We start from the raw sequence: 19,938 nt of genomic DNA, 5'->3' as shown, positions 1-19,938 counted from the left end.
GGCGATACTCTGCTCCGGGCAGGGTGGCCAGCATCCCGCCATGTTCGACCTCGTCGCGAACTGCCCGGAGGCCGAACCCGTCTTCATCGCCGCAGCCGAGGTGCTCGGGCAGGATCCTCGCCGGTACGTGCGGGAAGCCGCTCCGGCAGAGCGGTTTTCGAACCGCTCCGGCCAGATTCTGTGCTGCACCCAGGCCCTGGCGGTACAGGCAGCGCTTGGCACGGCGTGGCCCGCACGCACGGTGATCGCCGGCTACAGCATTGGCGAACTCGCGGCCTGGGGATGCGCCGGCGCGGTCAATGGGCCGGGCGTTCTGCGCCTCGCGCAACAGCGCGCGGCAGCCATGGATGCGGCCGCGCCGAGCGACGGCGGTCTCGCCGCCATCGTCGGCCTGCGCCGTTCGAACCTGGAGCCGATCCTGGCGCGGCATGAACTCTCCATCGCGATCATCAACGACGTAGACAGCTTCGTCGTCGGAGGCCGTCGCGCCGGGCTCGACGCCGCATGCCAGGAGGCCGCGGCGCGCGGGGCGAAGCACATCGTGACGCTGCCGGTCGCAGTGCCATCGCACACGCCTCTCCTGCGCGAGGCGACTGAGCAGTTTCGTGCCGTCCTGTGCGCAGCGTCTCCAGCGTTGCCGGGCGCCGGCCGTCGGCTGCTGAGCGGGATCGACGGCGACACGATCTGCGACATCGAAACCGGGATCGACAAGCTGGCCCGTCAGATCTCCACAACCATCGATTGGGCTGCTTGCCTCGAGAGCTGCCGGTCGGCCGGCGCGGTGGCGGCTCTGGAACTCGGTCCCGGAAGCGCGTCGAGCCGTATGGCATCGCCGCTGTTTCCAGATGGCCGTGTCCGCGCTGTGGACGAATTCCGCACCTTGGCCGGATTGAAGTCGTGGCTGCAACGGGCGATAGACTAATATGGAGTGAACTGCAGTCGTTCCGTCGCGTAGGGCGCCGCCGTAGAAACACGCAGACGACGGCACCCTACCCTCGCTCCGCTTCCGTTGGCATTGCCACCGGGCGCTGGCCGTGGTAACCCGCGTTATCGCGTCAAGCGCTGCCAGTCCGTTGCTCGCGGCTGCGGGCCGAAACCCGCTTCAGAAACACACTTCGGATACATCTGGCCGCCTTGCGAGTCCGCGCATTGACTCCCTGGCGCGTGGCCACTTCCACCAGCCTGGAGATGCCAGATATTCAGGATAGCGCATTAACGCACCCAACATCCCGGATTGCCGACAATTCGTCGTTCGATTTTGGACGACCGCCTAAAGTTAAACGCGGCCCGATGCCGCGGGAGTGGTTTCGTTCGTCGGCCTACAACAACCGCTCGCACGGCCATATATCTGATGATTTCTTGCGACGTGGCAAAGAGATTCCAGTGTTGAAGTAGAGGCACGAGGACCCTGAACCAACGGTAACCGTCGAATATAGCACCTCTCAATACGTGCCGGACCTGTTGGCCGATGGCGTGGAGCGTTTCGCGCGCCGCATCGGTGTATTGCCCTTCGGGTACCGAAGGAATGACCCGGTATCGGGGCGACGCAGACGGCACACCACCCACAAATATTGCAGCGGACCGGCGGAGAAAGAGGAACGATACGCGTCGTGCGATTTCGTGATCGGATTCGTACCCTTCGGCGCGGATCAGAATGTCGGTCATCTCCTTGAGCAGGCGTGCCTCGGCTTCAAGCGTCAGTGCGTTTTCAGGAATCAGTGCGTCGATCATTGGCATGGCGATAGTCCTATAGCTGTCGTTTTATAGTGGCAATCATCAGCCTTGCTAAACACTTCGACCAGTGGCAGTATCGCCAGTTTTGACGGAAATTCAGACATCATGCCCACTGTTCGTTTCTGGGTCTTCGACGGGATTCTGGCGTCGGGTGTCGCTGGACCCATCGATGTTTTGCATGCCGCCAATCCGCTGGCGAGCCCGAGCATGAGAACGGCAGGCTCCCGTGCGACATCCCCGAAATTTGTCTGGCGTGTGGAATCCATGGATGGGCAACCGGTGCGCGCCGCGTCAGGCCAAAGCATCGCAGTGGATGGTCGTATCGACGCCCGCAAGCGTTCCGATGCGATTCTGGTAACCGCGCCATTCGTCGCAGACATGGACGCTTTTCTCGCTCGCCACGATCAGGTGCGCGACCTGTCGTCCGCATTGCGGCTTCAGCACAAGGCGGGGACGCTGCTTGCGTCCTATTGCACGGGCAGCTATCTGCTAGCTGAAGCGGGATTGCTGGACCATCGGATTGCTACAACGCATTGGTCCAAAGCGGCCGATTTCTCGCGACGCTATCCTAAGGTTGAGCTTCGCTCACGCGAAGTGTTGACTGAGCAATCAGGCATCCTATGCGGTGGCGCGGTGACGTCCTATCCGAACCTTGCTGTGCGATTGGTCGAACGACTGACCGACTCCAAACTGGCGATGCTCGTCGCCAAGACCTTGTTGATCGACGTCAATCGTGCCTCGCAGGCCTCGTATGCCACGTTGCTTGACGATCAGGGGCACACGGACCAGCTTGTCGTACGCGCACAGCGACAGATGGAGGCCACGCTCCAACAGCGATTTCGAATGTCCGACCTAGCGGCCCATCTGGCGGTCAGCGAACGCACCCGTAAACACGAGCCCCAATCCGCAGCCCGAGCAACGTCTTCAAAAAGACCAACGTGGCGTTTACGCAACGTTCGTAGTTGTCCAAACAAAATTTCTCGGTCGGAACCCCTCTGCGCATGCCTCCGCAGACGTGAATCTTTTATGACGTGTGCCGCGCAGTGCTGAAGCGGCCTCGTCTTTTGGCTTTGAAGTATTCTGGATTTTCTCCCTCAAGCCCGCCGCATCTTCTTCGATCCGACGAATCGTCGGATGAAATCGCATCTGAATCCAATACGGAGATCTCTTATGAAATATTCGCGTATTGTCTTTGCAGCGTCGATGCTGGTCGCGAGCGCGGCACACGCGCAAAGCAGTGTGACGTTGTTCGGGTTGATCGACACAAGTCTGCTCTACAGCAGTAACGCGCGTTTCAATGCCGCGAAGCCTGCTGCGGGCGGCGGTACTCAGTGGCAGGAGTTTGCAGGAAGTGTTTATACCCCGCGCTGGGGCCTGCGTGGCAGTGAGGATCTGGGCGGTGGACTCAGCGCGGTGTTCTGGCTGGAAAACGGTTTTAACTCGACCAACGGCACCCTCAAAAACGGCGGCGATCTCTTCGGCCGCCAGGCATGGGTCGGTCTGAGCGCGAGCCAGTACGGCACGCTGACGCTGGGTCGTCAATATGACTTCATGGTCACCTATCTCGCGCCGCTGAGCGCGACCGGTTCAGGTTTTGGCGGAAATATTGCCGAGCACCCCTACGACAATGACAACCTGAACAACGACATGCGCCTGAACAACTCGGTGAAGTTCAGCAGCGTCGCGTTTGACGGACTGAGGGTCGGCGCGATGTATGCGTTCTCGAACGAAGCCGGCCAGGTTTCCAACAACAACGCATACAGTGCAGGTCTCAGCTATTCGTTCGGCCCAATCAACCTCGCAGCTTCGTACCTGCAGATCAACCGTGACCCGAACGCACCAAACGCGACCGGGGCAGCTAGCACGGGAGATGGCGATGCGTTGACGACCGGTGGGTTGCAACGGATGTATGGCTTAGGGGCGCAGTATATGTTCGGCAAATCATCAGTCGGCCTTCTCTGGACCCACACGTCCACCGAAAGCGCGACGAGCCTCTGGTTCGGCGGCAGCACAAGCAATGGGACTCTACCCGGTCCAACGAATGGCGCGGGCAACTATATCAAGTTCGACAACTTCGAAATCAACGGCCGTTACTTCCTGCAAACAGATTTGAGCCTCGGTGCGGCCTATACGTACACGATGGCCTCGTTCAGCTCGCCTGCCGGCAACGCCTTTCCGCACTGGAACCAGGTCATGGCGCAAGCCGATTATCTGCTCTCTGCGCGAACTGATGTGTACCTTGAAGGCGTGTACCAACGCGTTGGCGGCGGCAATGGCATTGCGGCATTTGACGCGGGTGTCTATACGTTGACGCCGGCTACAGGCAACCAGCAGGTCGTCGTGGCGGTTGGCCTCAAACACCGCTTCTAGTGGGGAGGGGCTTCATAGCGCTTGGGCACGGTAAACGCGACGCTGTGATCGTCGCCATGTGAGAAATGTCTTGCGCGGAAAATGTTGCACTACAGGTGACCGAAAGCGTAGCGCGCATACCGGCGGGCGGTTGACGCTGGGCGCCCAGCATTTTTCCTCTGCGAGTCGAACTGGCACCGGTGGGCGCCGTTGAGAACTTCCGCAGGTGAAGGTTCCTCCCGCGCTCGTCCTTACGCCAGCAGCACGGCCAGCAACGCCGCCGTCGAGACAATCGAATGGGCAAACGTGGGGCCGTTCAGTTCATGAGCGGCACGCATCATTTCCGGCGAGAACGCTGCGGTCGCATCGCGTACGAGCGTTACATGATAGCCGAGTTCCATCGCAAACCGGGCGGTGGATTCGATGCAGGTGTTCGCAAGCAGGCCAACGGCGATGACGTGCTAAATCCTGTGTTGCTTTAGCTGGAAGTCGAGATCGGTGTTCGCGATGCCGCTTTGGGCCCATTGCTCGTGGATCACGATGTCGTTTTCCTGCGGAACGAAATCGGGGTGCCCTTCGCCGCCCCAGGTCCCCTCGCGAACGACTGACGCTTTTGGACGCGTGCCGCGCTCACCGCCGCGCGCATGTTTCCAGGAAGCGCCCGAGAGCGGCGCGCAATCTTGTCAGAGTGGGGACAACCGCTTATGGTCCTATACCACTATCCGTTAGCACACACGCGCACGTCATCAGCACCAGCAGGTAGTGGAAGAACTGGACATTATCCTTGGGCAACTCTGCGTGAACGCGCGCTGCCGGGACTGGCATCCTGAAGCATGCTTTCTTTCCGCATGATACGACGCCCGGGCCTCGCCCGCGCGACGCTACCAGCCATACTTCAGCTCCAGTCCAACATAGTCGGAGTTGCTTCCACCCAGCTCGCGGATAGAATTTCCGACCCGGAAATGAACGGCCTCAACCGATGCAATCAGGTTGGTCGCCACCGTCCAGTCAGCACGTATCTGTGCATAGACGCCAGTCCATCGCGTACCGTGGCCAGCAGTACCCGGGACGATAGCACTTCCCTGCTGATAAATGGCGTCGTTCGTGCTCATCCGCCATTGGAATCCAACGGCAAACAACAAGGCTAGCTTGCTGGACGGTTTGAGCGTAATCGAGGGTTTGACATGGATGAGGTTTGCATACCCCGTGTAGCCCGCCAACGTGAAGTAATAACCGTTCGGAAAAAGCGGATTGAAGGTCTCGACGCGGCCGTCGTTCAAATGGCGGTCACCTGATGCCGCATCGACCTGCAAACCGAACCGCGGCTTCCAGGGAGAATCGAGCGTGTAGCCGAACAGCGAGCCAACCGCCCATGCCGCAATCGTCTTGTCTCCAACGTAACCCGTTTGGTACATCGACTCTACGTCCCAATCCGTGGAAGAGACTTTCCCCGTATATCGCAGGTCAAATACATTGCGATGCTCCTCGCCTTGCGCATCAATGAACTGTGCACCGGCACGGGTATAAAGCGAATAATATCCAGATAGGTCTCCGAGCCCCACGCCCTGACGTTCGAAACGCACGCCGCTAAAGGTCAAATGGCGATTCGATGTGTCGTCGAATGCCGAGATATCCCGGTACTGAACCGGCCGCGTCGCGTAGCCGATGAACCGCCACTTCTCGTACTCGTAGTCCGCCCATAGTGCGTCATATGCCTGCCGCACGTTTGGACCGTCACGCACAGAGATAAATCTCTGCAAGTCGAAGGCCATTTCCTGCCGCCCGATACGCAACTTTATCGTTCCGGGGCCGAGCGGACTCACCCAGACAACGAACGCCTGCTCCAAATCGAGCGGGTTCTTGTCTGTCGTCTTCACCTGGTCCTTATCGAAGGCTCTTGCATCCTCGAGTTGAACAAAAAATTGTAGATATTGACCAATGCGGGCGTCAGCATGAACCTGCGCCCGCTGAATCAGGTAGCTATCAGAGCTTGCCGAGCCGAGCCCGAAAAGCGGCGTCTCGCTGACCTCGAAGCGCTCGCGTAAATTGGCACCCAGCGACAGATACGAATAGGGGTCACCGCCGAGCGGGATATATTTCAGACTGTCGAGTGGCTCGCGCTGTACGCAGGGATTCTTGAGAACGGACCAATCTTCCTGCCAGCGATTGAACATCACGACCGGACGCTTGACTTCACACGTCCCAGTCGGCTCTCCGGTCTGCTGCGAGGGTTGCTCCTCGCTATCCGCCAGTGTGTCTTTACAGAACCCGAGCGCAAGTCCAGCAACGGCAATCCCGATATATGCCGCGAGTTTCATCACCCCGGGCCTCCCGCCCTGTTGAACATTGTTCTTCCAGCCTCGATGGAGTGAAATCCTCCGTCACCGAATACCTCAGGCACTCGTCGGATTCCATCAAGGCACACGGTCGATACCCGTCGTCCCTGTAGCACGACCGTTAGTGCGCGCGCAGCGGAAGGTATCAAGAGGCGAGCTTACCTGCCGCGTCCCGGTGTATCCACGCTTGCATTGCCAGCCAGACGAGCCCGATTACGGGCAACAGAAGAGCCCTGAAGCCAAAGTTTCTGTAAGCGAGAGCTCCTGCGACAGCGCCGAGCCCGAACGCTACGATTGCCGGAAGCATTTTGGCGACACGCGTTCGTGCCGCAGACTTGACGTCCGCCACAACGCGCGGCGAACACAGATCAAGCGCGTCGAGAATGACCTGCGTCACATTGCCGGTCATGACGGTGTTCGGCACACCAGCCCGGGCAACAAGACGGCTGTGAGCGTTCTGGACACCCATTGCGGTCGCGCCAATCATCCCGCACACGACCACTGCCCAATTTTCAGGGTTGAATCTGGGTCCGAGATTGACGCCTGCAAAACAGAACGCCAGAAGCAGAAGCGCCTGCACGGCGTAGAGCATGCACGCGCCGCGCATCGGAGTCTCGGGATTACGGCCCCGGATGATGAAGCTGCTCAGCGCAACGCCAAGGATGAAGGCAGGAAACGCCATCAGCTTCAGGAAGACGCCCTGCCCATATCCTGCGACGCCACCACCAATGAGCACGAAGTTCCCCGTCACGTGTGCTGTGAACAGCCCGAACAGCGAGACAAAGCTGAGCGTGTCGACATAACCAGCGGTCGCCGAGAGCAAATTGTCGTCATTCATTGCGCACCCTGTGGAGAAGCGTTAGCGGGCATTGGCCTCTCAAATATCGGCGCTCTGTCTTCGTCGTGACGCTGTTCTACTTCGCAGTTGCGTGAATTTCCGCGATGTATCCTCCAGGGAACTGGACGATTGCAGATTCTCTCTGGTCCGACGTGAAAGGCTGCACGAGAACCGCAACGCCAGCGGCCTGCGCCTTTTTCATGGTGTCATCGAAGTCCTTCACTTCATACCCGGTCATCTCGTGCCCGTAGGGGTACGGCAGATGGCCGTCGGTCACGAAAACGGTCATATTCCCGAAGCCCGACGTCAGCCGAACGCGCCGGAAGGTATCGTTCGGTCGCCCGATTTCGACGCCCGGCGCGCGACGGTTATCGGAGAGGACCTTCCCATTCGAGAACGCGACCCAGTTCTTGATGAGTGCGTTAGCGCGTTCCGGCGAGACGTACACCCTGTTCTCCGGAACGGTCTCGAGCGGCTCGTAGTTCGGCGCCTGCGTGTGCCAGTAAAGTTGCATGTGCACGCCGCCCGGCCACGAGATGACTGCATCGCGCCCAATCGGGTCCGGGAACGTATCGACCACGACGTCCGCACCGTGAGCCCTCGCCGATTTCATCGCGCCGTCCATGTCCGTGACGAGGTAGCCGGTACGCTCGTCACCAAAAGGATACGGAATCGGCGTCTTGAAGCCGAACACCGAAATAGTGCCTACCGGCGTGAAGACCAGTTGAGACATCGTTTGGCTAGGCGTCGGCGTCACCTGAAAGACGCCCTGCTGCGATTTGTGACCGCCGAACGTGGCGACGAAGCTGTCTGTGAACTTGTCGAAGTCCTCCGGTGCCACATACACATGAGTGGTGTCGTATTGCGTCCCAACAGAGAGGGACGCCGACTGCGGCGTGCCGAGGTTTACCTTTGCGAAAGAAATCGACGGAGCAGTGACAACGAGGCCGAACGCAATGGCAACGGCGATACCGAGAGATTGAACGTTACGCATGATAGTGAGTTTCCTGTCCTGTTTTTTAGACGCGAGAGCGTCGCTCACCGCTGGCCAGATAGGTGACCATTACGAAGGCAGCAATCAACCCGAGGTGCTCGAAGAAGTTGTTCAACGCAATGAAGCGCGCCACACCTTCCAGACGCCAGAAGCTGTTCGCTACGAGCATCGCCACCACCGTCAACGCAGCCGGCCCTCCCGCTCCGAGCCACGTGAACCTGTTGAAGATAATGCACAGGGAGCCGGCTATCTCCACGAAAATTGCCAAGGCAGCCCAGAGCCACCCCGGATGGAGGCCAGCGTGCACCTGCTCAGCGACGGCAGCGTCGAAGTGCAACAACTTGGTGACGCCGCCAATGAGGTACGCTGAGACGAGACCGATGCGGAACAGTGGCATTACCCACGGTTGACGCAGTAGCGTCGCGACCCAGGATGGACTGTCCAGCACTGCTCCCCGCTCTAGACCGCCCAGCACGCGCATCCCAGCGCTCCCCAAAAGCCCTTGTAGTCAGATGTCGGCGCATTGCCGAGCCAAGCGCGGCCATGGTCGTGCCCGTGTACCCCACAAGCGCGCGCGCAGTCACATGTAGTGGACGCAACCTGCTGCAATGGAGCACCGGAGGCGTCGCCCTGCTTCCAGGCGGCAAACCCGCCATACTTTCGCACCGGTGACCAGTCTGGCATCGCTGGAGGCGGCAGACTGTCGTCCAGGGCGGCGAATTCGCCAGTCGCATACACCACCTTGCCGCCCACCACCGTGAGCAAAGACGAAGCGCCAGCGATGTCGTCCTCGGCGCAGGCAAAGAAGTCGCGGTCAGGGACGATAAGGTCCGCGAGCTGACCCACTGCAATCTGCCCTTTCTTGCCGACTTCGTTCGAGAACCAGGTGACCTTCTCGGTCCACATGCGCAGGGCCGTCTCACGGTCCAGACAGTTACGACGCGGATAAATGCGCATACCGCCGACCGTCTTGCCGGTCACCAACCACGAGAGGGAGACCCACGGGTTGTAGGATGCCACACGAGTTGCGTCGGTCCCCGCCGACGTATGAATTCCTTTCTCGAGCATTCGTGCAACAGGTGGCGTACCCTCAGCCGCCTTTCCACCGTATCGCTCGACGAAATACTCGCCCTGGTACGCCATTCGGTGCTGGACCGCAATACCCCCACCGAGAGCAGCGATGCGGTCCATCGACTTCTCTGTAATGGTTTCTGCGTGGTCGAAGAACCAGTTCAGGCCGGCAAGGGGGGTATCGCGGTTCACCTTCTCGAACACGTCGAGCGCACGACTGATGGTCTCGTCGTACGTCGCATGCATGCGCCACGGCCAGCGATTTTCCACGAGCACGCGGACGACGCCTTCCAGGTCGCCCTCCATTTCCGGTGGCATGTCTGGACGCGGCACCCTGAAGTCCTCGAAGTCCGCCGCGGAAAACGTGAGCATCTCGCCTGCGCCGTTGTGCCGGAAATAATCGTTCCCGTCCTTATACTTCGACGTCTTCGTCCAGTTGAGGAAGTCTTCCTTCTCCCCCCTTGGCTTTTGAGTGAACAGGTTGTAGGCCAGCCTGATGGTCAGCAGTCCCTCAGCGTCGAGCTTCTTGACGACTTCGTAGTCCTCCGGGAAGTTCTGGAAACCGCCGCCGGCGTCGATGGCCCCGGTGACGCCCAGTCTGTTCAGCTCGCGCATGAAATGCCGCGTCGAGTTCAGCTGATATTCGAGAGGAAGCTTGGGGCCCTTCGCCAACGTCGCATAGAGGATGGCTGCGTTGGGCTTCGCCAGGAGCAAGCCGGTCGGATTTCCCGCGCTATCGCGCGCAATCTCGCCTCCAGGGGGCTCAGGAGTGTCCTTCGTGTAGCCCACCACTCGTAGCGCTGCGGCGTTCAGCAGCGCGCGGTCGTAGAGGTGCAGCATGAAGACCGGCGTGTCTGGTGATGCAGCGTTCAGTTCCTCGATGGTCGGCAAGCGACGCTCGTCGAACTGGTGCTCCGTGAATCCACCGACGACGCGTACCCATTGAGGCGGCGGCGTGATAGCAACCTGCGCCTTGAGCATCTCCATGGCAGTCGCCAGTGAGCGCACACCATCCCACCGGAGCTCCATGTTGAAATTCAGCCCGCCACGGATGATGTGGAGATGGTTGTCGATTAACCCCGGAAGCGCTGAGCGTCCATTCAGGTCGACCGTGCGCGTGCTATCGGACTTGAGCTGGCTTATCCCGCTGTCTTCGCCGACGGCAATGAATTTACCGTCCTTGATAGCAACCGCAGTGGCAGTTGGCTTCGATTTATCTAACGTCGTGAACCGGCCATTAAGAAGAATCAAGTCCGGTGCATCTTGATGAGACGTCATGAACGTTTCTCCTCAGACGATACTCCCGCCATCGGTCCAGGTCTTCCCGAGTTCCGGCCAGGCAAAGACCCAAAGAGATGTTGGTTGCAATGCTCCTCCTTCCAGGCCACCCGAAAGTTGGCTCCGGAAAGCATCTTCTTTGCAACCGGGAAAATCTGCTCGCCCGCAAGTATGCCTAAAAGGCCCACCAGGGCGACGATAGGAGGTGCCGGTGACGGCACGCCAATCAAGCTATAGACGACGCCTACCAAGATTCCAGCCAGCAGCGAAAGCACATACGCCCTCATCGACCAACCCTCCTCCGGTACGCCGCAAGCAACCGCTCGCGACGACGATGACCAAGCCGAAAACAGGAAACGCGTTACACCCATTCGACGAGCTGGCCCCAATTACTTGCCCCGCCTCGCAACGATTGGCGCTGCTGCCTAAAAGGGCGCGCTCCCAACGGGCGCCACACATATTTACCTAAGATAGAACGGGAAACGGGCTATCGAAGGACAACTAATCTGTCGCTTTCATCGCAGCTTATGACTTTCAAGCTTCAAAGAAAAGCATCTTGCTAGCATCGACTCCATACAAAAACCCTGGTATCGCTATCGACAACTTCACATCCGGGCAATGTGGACTATGCTACTTTTGGACCATGAGACGGCATTGCTCATGTCTCCTTTTCCAGCGAGAGACACGTCGTTTTTGGATTCATTAGAGCAACGCGAGTGGCTCTTCCGGCGCACAAATCTGGCGCGACGTTTTGTTAAAACCTCATACGAAGGGATGGCATCATGAGCAAAGAGAAACTGGAGGTACTTACTCCGACTAACAGCCAAGTCATCTTCATCGACCAGCAGCCTCAGATGGCTTTCGGTGTCCAGTCAATCGACCGGCAGGTACTGAAGAACAACGTCGTCGGACTGGCAAAGGCGGCGAAAGCTTTCAATATTCCGACGACCATAACGACGGTCGAAAGCGAAAGCTTCTCCGGCTTCACATACCCAGAGTTGCTCGACGTATTTCCAGACCAGCCCACTCTAGAGCGCACCTCGATGAACTCGTGGGACGACCAGAAGGTCCGCGACGCGCTCAAGAAGAACGGCCGGAACAAGGTCGTCGTGTCTGGCCTGTGGACGGAGGTATGCAATACAACGTTCGCGCTCTGCGCGATGCTCGAAGGCGGCTACGAAATCTACATGGTCGCCGATGCATCCGGCGGCACGTCGAAAGACGCGCACGACTTCGCAATGCAACGAATTGTCCAGGCCGGCGCCGTCCCTGTCACGTGGCAACAGGTCCTGCTCGAGTGGCAGCGCGACTGGGCGCGCAAAGAAACGTATGACGCGGTGATGGAAATCGTGAGGGAGCATTCGGGCGCATACGGAATGGGCGTCGACTACGCCTACACGAGGGTTCATGGCGCCCCCCAGCGCACCGAGACAAAGCACGAGTCTCTCGCTCCAGTCCCGGCGAAGACCTGAAGGGCCGACGCTTGCTGCGCTGCAATGCGAAGCTCGCATCCGGAGGCGTCATTCCGGTGCGAGCCTTTAGAGCCTCGCCGCTGGCTATTTACTGGATGCAAATAGTTCGCGATTAGCATCGAGCGAGTTGATACGCGAGTCTGAGGAATTTTCTACCCATGAAGCCTTATATTCTCTCGCTCCTTGCTGGCATTCTTGCTGGCGCGATATACAGCCTGATTCGTGTTCGCTCGCCGGCGCCGCCAATGGTGGCCCTCGTTGGATTGCTGGGGATAGTTATCGGGGTTCAAATCATTCCAACTGGACGCCAGCTTCTGGCGAACACTGCGCTTCCGATTGCAAAAACAGAGGTTGTGCAAACGCAAACTACGCATTCACCCATTTCGAATAACCCTAAACTGAGTTTGCGCGCGGCCGCCAACGTTTCACCGAATTGAATCCAGTGACCTGCGTCGACGACGCGGGCAATACAATGACTGTGCCCGGCATGCGCCTTTGTCGCGGCTATAAAGCCAAGACGACCTGGGTGCTCTCGTCAACAGCAACCAGAACTGCTTCCACGACTGAGCAGGGCATGGCTCGTCGATGCGCTGCACGTCATCGAACTTGAACAACGCGCTATGGTGACTTGGCTGCCATGCGCTACGCCACCGCGTGGGCAGGCTGCACTTCGACCGTGACGTGCGACAGTCCCTTGAAGCGGTCGAGCAGAGCGTGATAGAAACGTGAATCCCGTTGTGATTTGCTGGTCGCGACAGATACGACGGCGCTCATGTGACCAGGACCCACTCGCCACACATGCAGGTCGACCACCTTGTCGCCACGGTCCTCGATAGCATGACGAACGTTCTCCGCCATGCGCCGGTCCGGATTCATGTCGAGCAAGATTGCACCCGTGTCGCGCATGAGCCCGTACGACCAGTTTGCAATCACCAGTGCACCGACGACGCCCGCGAGCGGGTCCATCCACAGCCAATCGAACATGCGCGCAAGTACGAGGCCGATGATTGCTAGCACGGAAACCACTGCGTCAGCCAGGACGTGAATGTAGGCCGAACGGGTATTGCGGTCCCGGGTCGCTGCTTCAGGAGCGTCGTGGCCGTCCTCGTGCTCTTCGAATTCGACCTCGTGCTCGCGGTCCGGCATCCGCACAATAGCCTTGAGCGAGTGCGGTTCAGGAATGTCTTCCTTTGATTCCAGATAGCCACCACGGTCCGCGAAAGCGAATACCCGTTGCGTCCCATCGGGCCGTACGGTTATCACTGTCATCGCTGACGAATCCAGTCGCGAATGCTCCGTCGCTGGCGTAATGCGGAACATGGGAGGCACGCCATCCTCGAAGACGGAAACGGTAAACACACCTGACGAAGCAAAAATCTTCTGCACCTCGTCTTCGCGAGCGTGCCCAGCATGACCGTGGCCATGGCCATGGTCGTGGCTGCGGCCGTGATGGCCACCGCTCAGCAGCGAAGCACTCGCCTGGTTGACTAGCACACCGACAACCGCGATGGGAATCGCTTCACCGAAATGAATCGGTACCGGAGACAAGAAACGCGAAACAGCCTCGTACCCAATCAGCACGGCAATCACGGCAAGCACGATGGCACTCGCGAATCCTGCGCGGTCGCCATGCTTGCCAGTACCGAAACCGGACGCGATGGCCACCGATAATTAAATAGGTAATACGCATTGAATGCCCCCCGTGCGCTGGCAGGCAACTTGACTTGCGCTAGCGTGCAAAAGTCCGCACGTCCTCCGCGATATTGTTGTTTCACCCCACAAACCGTGCTGAACGCGACAGCGGTTCGGCGAAACAGGAGACGATGATGGAAATCAAGCCAAAGGTTCACGAAGAAGCGATTCAAATCAATGACATTCCGTGGAAGCCTTTCCCGGATGCTCTCTCGCGAGGCGGAATCCGCTGGAAGATGCTCCATGCCTCCCCCGAGATGGGCGCATGGACCGCAATTTTCGATTGCCCTGCCGGTTCGTCGTTCAACGCGCACTTTCACGTCGGGCCGGGCGAATACCTGCTGACGAAAGGTCGCATGGACGTCCGTGGTGGCAGCGAGCATGGCGGCGATACTGTCGTGGCACCGGCCTACGGTTACGAGTCGGCAAATGCTCGTCACGACAAAACCGCATTCCCGGTCGATAGCGAGTTCTACATGACGTTTCTGGGGCCTCTGTCCTTCATCAAGGAAGATGGCACGCCAATCGTGGTGGTGACCTGGGACGAAGCACAGCGCGCGTACGCGGGCTGAATAGCCTGCTGTCCATGTCGTGTATCGGCAACGACCATCGTTGCCGATACATCCAGTCGCCTCTCTTCTGGACATTCAACATGTCAACTTCCTCTGTACAGACAGAAGCAGCAACCAAACAGGTCCTTGAACATCATCTCGGCGCGTTTGCGCATGGCGTCGAGGAAATTCTCAAGGACTACGACGACGACTCCGCCCTCGTTACCCCCGACAAGACCTTTCGTGGTCGGGAGGAGATAACGGGCTTCTTCAAGGCCTTCGTTGACGGTGCAGACCCGGCGTTCTGGCCCGCGTTCAAGATTACGAGCATGAGCACAGTTGGCGACGTGGCGTATCTCGCGTGGGAAGCGAAGCCGTGGGTCACTCTGGCAACGGACACGCTGGTCGTCAAAGACGGAAAGATTGCGGTTCAAACGTTCACATCGTTCTCGGTCTGACCGACTGCTGCGAGCAAGCACCAAGTGCTCTTGTCACGATATCAAGGCTGCTTTGTTTTGCAGTACTACTACATAAATATCTCACTTCACCAAACGTTAGATCGGCCGGCGCTTTCAGCGTTGCTGCCCCGTCTCAGGAGGATGTATGGATAGGCTCAAGGGTAAAGTCGCAATCGTCACCGGCGCAAGTTCGGGGTTCGGTCGCGGCATAGCGATGGCGTATGCAGCACAAGGCGCCAGCGTGGTTGTCAGTGATGTACACGAAGCGCCGAATCAGGGTGGCTTCGAAGGTAACGCGCAATTGACGACCGCAGCCGCCATTACAGAGACGGGCGGAAAGGCTCAGTATGTGGCTTGCGACGTCACGAAGCAGGACCAGGTTGCGAACCTGGTCAAGGAAACGGTACGGCTCTATGGCCGTCTCGACGTCATGGTGAACAATGCAGGCATCTACCGGGCCGGAAAGCTCGCACACGAGTTCGGCGTAGAAGACCTGGACGCCTGCTTTGATGTGAACGTAAAGGGCACATGGTTCGGCTGTCAGGAAGCAATCAAGGAGTTTCTGAAGGAAGGTCGAGGCGGAAACATCGTCAACATCGTCTCGACTGCAGGCTTGCAGGGCCACCCGAAACAGTCCGTCTACAACATATCGAAGGGGGCGGCGGCGAACCTCACGCGCTGTCTGGCAATCGAATATGGGCGCGACAAAATTCGCGTGAACGGTATTTGCCCGACTTACGCGAAAACGTCCTTAACTCGCGCGCTGTTTGACGACAAGGACTTCGACAAGGTATTCACGGAGGCAATTCCGCTGAAACGCTGGGGCGAAGTTGAAGACATCGCGAACCTCGCGATATTCCTCGCGTCGGACGAGTCGAGCTACATCCACGGGGACCTCATCCGCATCGATGGCGGCGAGACGCTCTGCCGCTTCTCGGTCTAACTGGTTGGCCGCGACGCAGCGTGGCAGTTGCGTCGCACATCACGCAACAAGGAGGTAAAAATTGGCCAAAATCATTCACTCCATGGTGCGGGTTCACGACCTTGACCGTTCGATACGGTTCTACAAGGACTCGCTCGGGCTGTCGACAAGTCACCGCCTTGATTTTCCGGACTTCTCGCTCGTCTATCTTCGCAACGAGGAGAATGATTTCGAGCTTGAGCTGACCTGGAATAAAGGTCGCGAGCCCGCATACACGCACGGCGACGGTTACGGCCACATCGCAGTAGCGGTTCCTGAACTTGAAAATGAGCATGAGCGGATGACGCAGCTCGGCATCAATCCTACGCCCGTGAAAGAGTTCAAGCGCGGCGATGACATGTTAGCCCGGTTCTTCTTCATTCAAGACCCCGATGGCTACAAAATCGAGGTGCTCGAGCGCTCAGGGCATTACGTATAAGCGCGTGCCAGCATCGGGTGGAAGAAGCCTGAGCGAATAGACCACCCGCCTTCTTTGTCACACCCGCTCATTCGCAGGGCCAATGCCCATGGTCCTGCGTACGTCGCCCGGAGAGGCACCGTACTTCTCCTTAAACACGCGGCAGAAATGGCTTGTTGAATTGAAACCCCAGCGGAACGCTATCTCCGAAATACGCTGACGGTTGTAGGCGGGGTCCGCCAGGGCCTGTTTGCATGCGTCCAGGCGTCTGTCGAGCACCCAACCTAAAACGGTCATGTCACTACGCTGAAATAGCATGTGCAGATAGCGCAGCGAGATGTGGTTGGCCTCAGCAATGCGAGTTGGGCTCAGGGCGTCTTCATGCAGGTGTTGGAGGATGAAGTCTTGCACACGCCTAAGCATGGCCGCGCTGGCATCGAATGTCGCAGACGGTTGCTGGCCGGATAGTGCGATACCCAGCAACTCGAGCGTGGACCTGCTGACAGAACCTTGAACGCTCTCGTCGAGCGTTGCGATTTCATTGGAAAGGGCCAGAAGATGCACGGCCAGCAATGAGCCAACGCCTGTTCGGCTTTCGATTTTTCCTCCGGTCGGCGGCCGCTTTCGTTCGGGCAGACGCTCTCGCATGAGCGCCCATGGAATCATCAACGTTACTTTATGCAGACGTTCGAGAACCTCGAACTCGACTACTTGGTCGGTCGTCCAGACTACGACATCGCCAGATGCGACCTCGACTCCCGAGTCGCCAATCTTGAACCGCTCACGGCCGCCAGTCGTGAGCTGGACGCCGACGTAAAGTTCATCATCGTGGCGAACCTGTCCGCGCGTGCGCTGTCCCATGCAGGGGTCACAGACCGTCGCAACAATCCCGGCCCCGGCGAAATCGTGTTGTTTCACGTGAGCGTAGAACGTCGCAGGAAGGCGACGCGGAACCTGCCATTCCCGATAGCTTGTACTGAGCACCGATTGCCACGCGTCGGTGCGGTCCCCGGAAGGGACATCACTGGTTGACCATTCGGTCGAGGGATTCAGCACGTTGCGTCTCCTGTCTCCTGCGCGCCGCAGCATCTCACTCGTGCTCCGTGCGCGCTCCTCCACCACTTTAAGGTACATGCGAACAGGCAGCTCTACTAATAGGATGCACCCTGTTCGAACCCTCTTTTGCCAATCGCCGCCGTGACCGCCCGTCACTGCATCGTGGTTGTCGAATCGTCAAGCGGCGCAGGTTATGCTTGCTGGAATGCAGGTACCCAATGGTTCCCGTTTGGAACAGCGTCTTCACTGAAAAGATCCTTCCAAGCGCGCAGCAGTATGAACGCGGCCAAACGGTGCGGCACAGGGACTTTGAATGTCTCAATCAGCACTTCGCGTATCTCCGGCTCATGCACCCGAAGAAACGGATTGACGGCCTGTTCGTGCTCAATCGTTGTTGGAATCGTCGGCTCGCCCGCAAGGCGAAGTGCTGTCGCGGTTTCGCACCATCGAGCTATGTTTCGATTTCCTGGTTCACAAGCCATTGAGAACCGAATATTTGAGAGGGTGTATTCGTGCGCACAATGGACGAGAGTAGACGAGGGCAGGTCTGCGAGGATGTCAAGTGAGCAAAGCATCTGTTCCGCTGTTCCCTCGAGCAGTCGTCCGCAACCGCTAGCGAAGAGCGTATCGCCACTGAAAAGATGCGGTGGGTTGTCCGCGACCGCCGACCGAAAGAAAGCGATATGGCCATCGGTATGCCCGGGGACGCCGATAACGGTTGCGGAGAAATGGGGCTCGGCAAGCTCAACGCGATACCCATCGCCAACGCGAGTTGTGACTCCGAATATTGGCTCCGTCGCGGGACCGAAAACCGGCACCGCGTGATTTGACGACGAATCAAGGAGGTTGGCGACGCCTCCTGTGTGGTCCGTATGATGGTGTGTTAGCAAAACCCCGCTTAGTCTCAACTGGCGGGCCTCACAGTACCGGATGACTGGTGCCGCCTCCCCCGGGTCAACGACGATGACATGTGTACCATCGGTAATGAGCCACGCGTAATTGTCCTCAAAGAACGGAAGAGGAATGTATTCCAGACTCTTCACAGATTCACCTTGTTCGTTCGCGGCACCGAATCGTTCTATAAGCCTTGTTTGCAAGGGACGATGGATGTGCGACCACGATTTGAAAACCGGGGACAGACCTCACACAGCAGGGAGCGCCGCTCGCTACTTTTCTACGAGGGGCGCTTACCGGCCGCCGATGTCGCAAGTTAGCCCAGGTTGTCAACCACCGCTTGCCTCTGAGTGCATTGCGAGTTGATTGCTAGCGCAACCAGAGCGGTAGCTAGCCATTGGCCGCGTTCGGTCAATTTGCTACGGTGCAATCAGCGGACTACTGTCCATGCGGTCGAGCATCGCAAAGGGCGCGGCAATATTTTTGGAGCGGAGATTACCAGTGAGATTGTGTGTAACGAGACGTGTTATTTGAAGCACCGCCCCCGTCCCGGGCCTTCTCGGAATCCCGTCCGAAGCGAAATATTCGGCTTCATAACTCACAAGTCCACGGTCAACACCGTCGTCATCCGAGGCATTGCGAACGCGAACAACTAGAAGCCGGACATTCAACTGAATCGGAGACGCACATGCCCCAACTTTACCACAACCAGTGACATCCGAATGACGAGTACCACCAGCACACGCACGATTCAGAACATGACGACTGATGCTGGCGGCAGCGTAGTAAAAGTCTTCCACGGTACTGAAACGACATCGGCGCCGCCTGAATCGACTGACGAGGTCGCCGACGAAGTGACGAAAGTGGCGAAACATTGCATCGCGGAAGCGCCGTATCTGCACCGCCAAGCAGCGCGGCCACCTCGCACGCATTTCGAGTTAGCTTTCTGGCAACACCGGACAAAATAAAGGCCTAAGACGCCAATCGCTTGAGCATCGACGAAAGCTAGCTGGCCGACTGGCCGAAACCTGGTGCAGCGCATTTGCTTGTCGCGACGGAGCACCCCGTGTGTCTCGAGGTTGTGGGATGTGCCTTTTTAGCGACTTCGGCACGTATTGCGGCGGCGGGCAACGTGAGACGCTGAGACGAAAACCTTCTCGCTGGTTCCCCGATAGGCCTATTCAATTTGCTACGCAACCTTCATCATCCTGTAATGGAATCTGTTCGGCTTTCGCTACCCGCGTCTGCCGAGGCGAACGCACCGCAGCCCCACAAGGAGGCAGAAGCATAGGCAATCGCGACGTCCGATAAGAATTCAAAGTGAGGTCATCGTGAGACAAGTGCTAATGCTGATTGCCGGTCTGGCCTGCGCACCATTTGGCGTCGCCGCCCAAAGCATCGAAATTTCTGGCGCCGGCAGCACCTTCGCCGCCCCCATCTACGATAAATGGGGTGACGCTTACCAGAAATCCGGCGGCGGCAAGGTCAACTATCACGGTGTCGGTTCGACCGATGGTGTAAAGAAAATCATCGCCAACGAGGTTGATTTCGCAGGGTCTGACGCACCGCTCACCGACGCGGAACTTACGAAAGATGGTCTGCTCCAGTTCCCGACCGTGGTAGGTGGCGTCGTGCCAGTCGTGAATATTCCAGACATCAAGCCGGGTGAATTGACACTCTCCGGTCCGGTGCTCGGCGACATCTATCTCGGCAAAATCACCAACTGGAACTCCCCCGCCATTGCCGCGCTCAATCCCCAATTGACATCCTCCTCCCCGTGAAGAGGCTGTCGCGAAAGCCCCCTCGCCGATAAAATCCGGTTACGCAACCTGATTA

General features: G+C 58.4%; 20 protein-coding genes and 2 pseudogenes. 11 read left to right on the top strand and 11 right to left on the bottom strand.

The window, feature by feature from the left end; translation table 11 throughout:
* Positions 1-40: 40 nt before the first annotated feature.
* Positions 41-922 (top strand): malonate decarboxylase subunit epsilon, encoded by an 882-nt coding sequence (locus P3T40_RS41425; protein WP_429273454.1) that lies wholly within the window; start codon positions 41-43, stop codon positions 920-922.
* 290 nt (positions 923-1,212) lie between these two features.
* Here P3T40_RS41425 and P3T40_RS41420 read toward each other — a convergent pair whose 3' ends face one another.
* Positions 1,213-1,737 (bottom strand): hypothetical protein, encoded by a 525-nt coding sequence (locus P3T40_RS41420; RefSeq protein ID WP_429273453.1) that lies wholly within the window; start codon positions 1,735-1,737, stop codon positions 1,213-1,215.
* Positions 1,738-1,839: 102 nt separating this feature from the next.
* On the opposite strand from P3T40_RS41420, the gene P3T40_RS41415 reads away from it, so the two are divergent.
* The gene (locus tag P3T40_RS41415; protein WP_429273452.1) at positions 1,840-2,784 is read left to right on the top strand and encodes a GlxA family transcriptional regulator; all 945 of its coding nucleotides are present in this window, start codon (positions 1,840-1,842) and stop codon (positions 2,782-2,784) included.
* A gap of 120 nt (positions 2,785-2,904) precedes the next feature.
* Positions 2,905-4,104, top strand: a complete 1,200-nt coding sequence (locus tag P3T40_RS41410; RefSeq protein WP_429273451.1) for a porin — start codon at positions 2,905-2,907, stop codon at positions 4,102-4,104.
* A gap of 230 nt (positions 4,105-4,334) precedes the next feature.
* On the opposite strand, the pseudogene P3T40_RS41405 reads toward P3T40_RS41410, so the two are convergent.
* From P3T40_RS41405 to P3T40_RS41375, 7 genes and pseudogenes are all read right to left on the bottom strand, one after another.
* Positions 4,335-4,709, bottom strand: a pseudogene (locus tag P3T40_RS41405) (cysteine hydrolase); the annotation flags it as partial.
* Between the two features lie 255 nt (positions 4,710-4,964).
* On the bottom strand, positions 4,965-6,401 hold the full coding sequence (locus P3T40_RS41400) for an alginate export family protein (RefSeq protein WP_429273450.1): 1,437 nt from the start codon (positions 6,399-6,401) through the stop codon (positions 4,965-4,967).
* Positions 6,402-6,564: 163 nt separating this feature from the next.
* Positions 6,565-7,257 (bottom strand): YoaK family protein, encoded by a 693-nt coding sequence (locus P3T40_RS41395; protein ID WP_429273449.1) that lies wholly within the window; start codon positions 7,255-7,257, stop codon positions 6,565-6,567.
* Positions 7,258-7,333: 76 nt separating this feature from the next.
* Positions 7,334-8,251 carry a glyoxalase gene (locus P3T40_RS41390; RefSeq protein ID WP_429273448.1) on the bottom strand — a complete coding sequence of 306 codons (918 nt, stop codon included), beginning with the start codon at positions 8,249-8,251 and terminating at the stop codon, positions 7,334-7,336.
* Between the two features lie 25 nt (positions 8,252-8,276).
* Complete coding sequence (locus tag P3T40_RS41385; RefSeq protein WP_429273447.1) at positions 8,277-8,732, bottom strand: DoxX family protein; 456 nt, start codon at positions 8,730-8,732, stop codon at positions 8,277-8,279.
* The gene (locus P3T40_RS41380) at positions 8,711-10,600 is read right to left on the bottom strand and encodes an amidohydrolase (protein WP_429273446.1); all 1,890 of its coding nucleotides are present in this window, start codon (positions 10,598-10,600) and stop codon (positions 8,711-8,713) included. Before P3T40_RS41380 ends, P3T40_RS41385 begins: the two co-directional genes overlap by 22 nt.
* Positions 10,597-10,887, bottom strand: a complete 291-nt coding sequence (locus tag P3T40_RS41375; RefSeq protein WP_429273445.1) for a XapX domain-containing protein — start codon at positions 10,885-10,887, stop codon at positions 10,597-10,599. The genes P3T40_RS41380 and P3T40_RS41375 overlap by 4 nt, the downstream gene beginning before the upstream one ends.
* A gap of 495 nt (positions 10,888-11,382) precedes the next feature.
* Here P3T40_RS41375 and P3T40_RS41370 point away from each other — a divergent pair, with 495 nt between their 5' ends.
* Positions 11,383-12,072: a hydrolase gene (locus P3T40_RS41370; RefSeq protein WP_429273444.1), complete on the top strand. Its 690-nt coding sequence runs from the start codon at positions 11,383-11,385 to the stop codon at positions 12,070-12,072.
* A gap of 158 nt (positions 12,073-12,230) precedes the next feature.
* Positions 12,231-12,509 carry a DUF1427 family protein gene (locus tag P3T40_RS41365; protein WP_429273443.1) on the top strand — a complete coding sequence of 93 codons (279 nt, stop codon included), beginning with the start codon at positions 12,231-12,233 and terminating at the stop codon, positions 12,507-12,509.
* Positions 12,510-12,714: 205 nt separating this feature from the next.
* Here P3T40_RS41365 and dmeF read toward each other — a convergent pair whose 3' ends face one another.
* Positions 12,715-13,737, bottom strand: a complete 1,023-nt coding sequence (gene dmeF, locus P3T40_RS41360) for a CDF family Co(II)/Ni(II) efflux transporter DmeF (protein WP_429273442.1) — start codon at positions 13,735-13,737, stop codon at positions 12,715-12,717.
* Positions 13,738-13,898: 161 nt separating this feature from the next.
* Between dmeF and P3T40_RS41355 the strand changes: the two genes are divergently transcribed.
* The 4 genes from P3T40_RS41355 (at position 13,899) to P3T40_RS41340 (ending at position 16,173) form a co-directional block, all read left to right on the top strand.
* Entirely contained in the window at positions 13,899-14,336 is a 438-nt protein-coding gene (locus P3T40_RS41355) for a cupin domain-containing protein (RefSeq protein ID WP_429273441.1), read from the top strand.
* Positions 14,337-14,416: 80 nt separating this feature from the next.
* Positions 14,417-14,773: a nuclear transport factor 2 family protein gene (locus P3T40_RS41350; protein ID WP_429273440.1), complete on the top strand. Its 357-nt coding sequence runs from the start codon at positions 14,417-14,419 to the stop codon at positions 14,771-14,773.
* A 145-nt stretch (positions 14,774-14,918) separates the two neighbouring features.
* Positions 14,919-15,716 (top strand): SDR family NAD(P)-dependent oxidoreductase, encoded by a 798-nt coding sequence (locus tag P3T40_RS41345; RefSeq protein ID WP_429273439.1) that lies wholly within the window; start codon positions 14,919-14,921, stop codon positions 15,714-15,716.
* 61 nt (positions 15,717-15,777) lie between these two features.
* Positions 15,778-16,173, top strand: a complete 396-nt coding sequence (locus P3T40_RS41340; RefSeq protein WP_429273438.1) for a VOC family protein — start codon at positions 15,778-15,780, stop codon at positions 16,171-16,173.
* Positions 16,174-16,230: 57 nt separating this feature from the next.
* Here P3T40_RS41340 and P3T40_RS41335 read toward each other — a convergent pair whose 3' ends face one another.
* Both P3T40_RS41335 and gloB read right to left on the bottom strand, forming a co-directional pair.
* On the bottom strand, positions 16,231-17,208 hold the full coding sequence (locus tag P3T40_RS41335) for a helix-turn-helix domain-containing protein (RefSeq protein WP_429273437.1): 978 nt from the start codon (positions 17,206-17,208) through the stop codon (positions 16,231-16,233).
* 191 nt (positions 17,209-17,399) lie between these two features.
* The gene (gene gloB, locus P3T40_RS41330) at positions 17,400-18,251 is read right to left on the bottom strand and encodes a hydroxyacylglutathione hydrolase (protein ID WP_429273436.1); all 852 of its coding nucleotides are present in this window, start codon (positions 18,249-18,251) and stop codon (positions 17,400-17,402) included.
* Positions 18,252-18,860: 609 nt separating this feature from the next.
* On the opposite strand from gloB, the gene P3T40_RS41325 reads away from it, so the two are divergent.
* Together P3T40_RS41325 and P3T40_RS41320 are read left to right on the top strand one after the other, a co-directional pair.
* The gene (locus tag P3T40_RS41325; RefSeq protein WP_429273435.1) at positions 18,861-19,070 is read left to right on the top strand and encodes a hypothetical protein; all 210 of its coding nucleotides are present in this window, start codon (positions 18,861-18,863) and stop codon (positions 19,068-19,070) included.
* 378 nt (positions 19,071-19,448) lie between these two features.
* Positions 19,449-19,865 (top strand): annotated as a pseudogene (locus P3T40_RS41320) (extracellular solute-binding protein); the annotation flags it as partial.
* Between the last annotated feature and the right edge of the window lie 73 nt (positions 19,866-19,938).

It is taken from the genome of Paraburkholderia sp. EB58 (genome assembly GCF_050436665.1).
In the GTDB taxonomy this organism is placed as follows: domain Bacteria; phylum Pseudomonadota; class Gammaproteobacteria; order Burkholderiales; family Burkholderiaceae; genus Paraburkholderia.
The sequence above is the reverse complement of the archived record's forward strand: the minus strand, read 5'-3'. Positions and strand labels throughout refer to the sequence as shown.

Bases quoted from the DNA above. Each gene is read 5' to 3' on its own strand.
- P3T40_RS41325 (WP_429273435.1), top strand. From the start codon at position 18,861: ATGACGACTGATGCTGGCGGCAGCGTAGTAAAAGTCTTCCACGGTACT.
- P3T40_RS41415 (WP_429273452.1), top strand. From the start codon at position 1,840: ATGCCCACTGTTCGTTTCTGGGTCTTCGACGGGATTCTGGCGTCGGGT.
- P3T40_RS41370 (WP_429273444.1), top strand. From the start codon at position 11,383: ATGAGCAAAGAGAAACTGGAGGTACTTACTCCGACTAACAGCCAAGTC.
- P3T40_RS41375 (WP_429273445.1), bottom strand. From the start codon at position 10,887: ATGAGGGCGTATGTGCTTTCGCTGCTGGCTGGAATCTTGGTAGGCGTC.
- P3T40_RS41390 (WP_429273448.1), bottom strand. From the start codon at position 8,251: ATGCGTAACGTTCAATCTCTCGGTATCGCCGTTGCCATTGCGTTCGGC.
- P3T40_RS41395 (WP_429273449.1), bottom strand. From the start codon at position 7,257: ATGAATGACGACAATTTGCTCTCGGCGACCGCTGGTTATGTCGACACG.
- P3T40_RS41380 (WP_429273446.1), bottom strand. From the start codon at position 10,600: ATGACGTCTCATCAAGATGCACCGGACTTGATTCTTCTTAATGGCCGG.
- P3T40_RS41345 (WP_429273439.1), top strand. From the start codon at position 14,919: ATGGATAGGCTCAAGGGTAAAGTCGCAATCGTCACCGGCGCAAGTTCG.
- P3T40_RS41410 (WP_429273451.1), top strand. From the start codon at position 2,905: ATGAAATATTCGCGTATTGTCTTTGCAGCGTCGATGCTGGTCGCGAGC.
- P3T40_RS41420 (WP_429273453.1), bottom strand. From the start codon at position 1,737: ATGCCAATGATCGACGCACTGATTCCTGAAAACGCACTGACGCTTGAA.
- P3T40_RS41385 (WP_429273447.1), bottom strand. From the start codon at position 8,732: ATGCGCGTGCTGGGCGGTCTAGAGCGGGGAGCAGTGCTGGACAGTCCA.
- P3T40_RS41350 (WP_429273440.1), top strand. From the start codon at position 14,417: ATGTCAACTTCCTCTGTACAGACAGAAGCAGCAACCAAACAGGTCCTT.
- P3T40_RS41365 (WP_429273443.1), top strand. From the start codon at position 12,231: ATGAAGCCTTATATTCTCTCGCTCCTTGCTGGCATTCTTGCTGGCGCG.
- P3T40_RS41425 (WP_429273454.1), top strand. From the start codon at position 41: ATGTTCGACCTCGTCGCGAACTGCCCGGAGGCCGAACCCGTCTTCATC.
- P3T40_RS41400 (WP_429273450.1), bottom strand. From the start codon at position 6,401: ATGAAACTCGCGGCATATATCGGGATTGCCGTTGCTGGACTTGCGCTC.
- P3T40_RS41355 (WP_429273441.1), top strand. From the start codon at position 13,899: ATGGAAATCAAGCCAAAGGTTCACGAAGAAGCGATTCAAATCAATGAC.